This is a genomic window from Actinomycetota bacterium (assembly GCA_030682655.1).
GTDB lineage: Bacteria > Actinomycetota > Coriobacteriia > Anaerosomatales > JAUXNU01 > JAUXNU01.
Map to the genome: position 1 here is coordinate 1 of JAUXNU010000194.1, position 2,882 is coordinate 2,882.

5 protein-coding genes are annotated in these 2,882 nt (G+C 61.0%); all 5 read left to right on the top strand.

What is annotated here, in order from left to right; translation table 11 throughout:
• Nucleotides 1-181 precede the first annotated feature (181 nt).
• Complete coding sequence (locus tag Q8K99_12710; protein ID MDP2183416.1) at nucleotides 182-760, top strand: VanZ family protein; 579 nt, start codon at nucleotides 182-184, stop codon at nucleotides 758-760.
• A 69-nt stretch (nucleotides 761-829) separates the two neighbouring features.
• Complete coding sequence (locus Q8K99_12715; GenBank protein ID MDP2183417.1) at nucleotides 830-1,645, top strand: hypothetical protein; 816 nt, start codon at nucleotides 830-832, stop codon at nucleotides 1,643-1,645.
• 163 nt (nucleotides 1,646-1,808) lie between these two features.
• On the top strand, nucleotides 1,809-2,168 hold the full coding sequence (locus Q8K99_12720) for a type II toxin-antitoxin system RelE/ParE family toxin (protein MDP2183418.1): 360 nt from the start codon (nucleotides 1,809-1,811) through the stop codon (nucleotides 2,166-2,168).
• A 2-nt stretch (nucleotides 2,169-2,170) separates the two neighbouring features.
• A complete protein-coding gene (locus Q8K99_12725; GenBank protein ID MDP2183419.1) occupies nucleotides 2,171-2,458 on the top strand; it encodes a helix-turn-helix transcriptional regulator in 288 nt (95 codons plus the stop codon).
• Nucleotides 2,459-2,697: 239 nt separating this feature from the next.
• The coding region (locus tag Q8K99_12730; protein ID MDP2183420.1) for an ISL3 family transposase at nucleotides 2,698-2,882 on the top strand (185 nt) is incomplete at its 3' end.

Here is a 2,882-nt window from a genome sequence, read left to right on the forward strand (position 1 = left end):
TGGTCTCCTTGTGCACGTCCAGCCCGATATGGGTAAGCTGTTGCATGGCCGGTCCCTCCGTGTGTCGGCACCGCGGGCGTGTTCCCGCGGATGATCCACGTTATACGCGGATTCGGGCCGGCCATCTCATGGTGACTAGTCAGACGCGGGGACGTCAGACCAGCACAACGGAGGGCGACTCTTGTATCTGATTGACGGTCCGATTCCGCTCCTGGTCGGCACGCCATTCGTGGTCATCTGGTGTGCGGCGCGCCTGATTCGGGGCGCATCCCGGTCGCGCGTGGCGCTTGAAGCCTTGTTCGCGCTCTACGTTCTCGGACTGCTCGGTGTCACGCTCTTCCCCATTCTCCTGGGGACTCCGCCTGAAGACGTTCTTGGCGGTGGCATCGCGGACTCTGTGAACCTGGTGCCGCTTCGCTCCCTGGCCGGCATCATCGGCGTCGGTCATCGACAGGTTCTACGTCAGATCGGCGGCAACATCGTCCTTTTCGTCCCACTCGGAGTGATGGGGCCGCTGTTGTGGCCGCGGATGCGCTCAATCGGCGGGCTCCTGGTCGTGGGGGTGGTCGCGAGCGTGACCGTCGAGCTGCTGCAACTGGCTCAGCTCGGTGCACACGTCGCCTTCGCACGCAGTGTCGATATCGACGATGTGCTGCTCAACACGTGCGGAGCGCTTGTCGGCTGGGGCTTGTGGCGGGTGGCGCGAGCGCTGACTAACAAAGGCATCGAGCGGACGGCGTCAGGTAGAATCAACCAGTAGGTTATGGGCCGCCGCTCATGCCTAACACGTTCGACAGAAGAGGGTTGAGAGAGGATCGAGGGGAGTTAGTTGCACTTCTCTGAGAGGGCGGGACTCAGGCCAGCGCGTTCATTCATGCAGATTGACAGCATTGATGAGCCGCTACGGACGGCCGTCTACAATCACCTCCATAGGGAGATTGTCGAGACTTGGTACGACCAGCACAGCGGCCCGCCAATCTTGGGAGCGGGCTACCGCGCTGCTCGTGAGCTCTGGGCGGAGCATTGGCGGCATGCCATCGATTTGTTCCCCAACTCGGGATTCGACTTTGGGCTATCCCTCAAGAGATACGTGATGGATGCAGAGTGGTTCGAGGTATACGACTTGCTTGAGTGGTGCGCTGCAAACGCCTACCTCGATTCGGATCCGGATGAGATCAACGCTCTTCTCGAGCGCGACATGTCAGGCTTTCGACTCCGCGAAGGGATTGTTGTTCCTATCACCGACCCGGTTGAGCTGGCTACTATCGATGAAGCCATGTCAGCGGGTGATGAGTTTCAGGGGGCACGCGCTCACATTGCGGACGCCCTGACCAAGCTGGCACGGCGACCTGAGCCAGACACTCGGAATGCCATTACTGAGGCCGTGTCGGCTGTGGAAAGTGCTGCGCGCATCGTGACAGGACAGCACAAGGCGACTCTCGCGGACGCCCTCAAGGTGCTTGAGGCAAACGGGCATGTTCATCCCGCGCTTCGGGACGCCTGGCTGAAGCTGTATGGATACACGAGTGACGAGCATGGGCTTCGTCATGCTATGACGGAAGACGTTGAAATCGACTTCCCGACCGCCAAGTACATGGTTGTTTCGTGCTCAGCGTTTGTGAATCTGTTGTCGGCGTCAACGTAGTTCTCTGTCGAACAAGGGCATCGACCCGACTTCGCAAGGTCTCGGCTACCATGTGAGTCAACGGGCGCGGGTCATGCCCAACAACGTTCGAAAGACCGTCGTCGGCCGCCTTCCGGGTGCCTAGGCTGATGCGCGAGCGTACCAATTGTGGTACGATGCTTGCGTGAACGAGCCCCGTGACACCCATCCCATCCTCTCGGTGAGGTTCTTCGCCACCCCGGCGGGCAACGAGCCCGTACGTGAGTGGCTGTTGGGACTGACGCGAGATGACCGGCGCGCAGTGGGATTCGACATCAAGACGGCCCAGTACGGCTGGCCGCTCGGGATGCCGCTGATCCGCAAGCTCGAGCCGGGACTGTGGGAAGTCCGTTCGCATCTCGCAGTCGGTATCGCGAGGGTGTTGTTCACGGTGGATGATCACGTGATGGTGTTGCTTCACGGGTTCGTGAAGAAATCACAGAAGACCCCCGCCGTCGACCTGAAGACGGCCAAGCAGCGACTCACGGAACTCCGGAAAGGGTGAGCATGGTGGACAAGAGGCATATCGGAAGCGACTTCGAGGACTTCTTGCGCGACGAGGGTATCCTCGACGACGCTGAGGCCGTCGCCACGAAACGGGTTATCGCTTACCAGATTGCGCAGGAGATGGAGCGCGCGCACATCACACAGACAGAGCTCGCACGTCGCATGAAGACGAGCCGCTCGGCAGTGGAACGGCTGCTCGATCCTGCGAATCCTTCGGTGACACTCTCGACGCTGGAGCGGGCGGCGAGCGCGGTCGGCAAACGACTCAAGGTGCAGCTCACGACGTAGGACGGCGTTTCGAACAAGGGCATCGACCCGACTTCACAAGTCGTCGGCTACCATGTATGTCAACGGGCGCGGGTCATGCCCAACACGTTGGAAAGACCACGAAAGGGCTGCTGCGGTGTTTACGGGATCTTGTGACACATGTGTGGGTGCAAACCTGCACTGAATAGGTTACGCACGTCGCCCCTGAGCTTGGGATACTGGCTTTTCGCGAGTCAGGAAACCGAGCCATGGAGGACGACGTGCGCACAGCCAGTCTATTGAAGCGGATATTGGGTGTCGAGAAAGTCGTGATCGAGGGCGTGGACTTCGAGGGCGACGACGTGGTGATCAAGGTGCGGCTCCACAAGCGCCAGCAACGGCGTTGCAGCCGGTGCGGACGGCGGTGCGGCGGCCACGACAGCGGGCGGGGGCGTCGCCGCTGGCG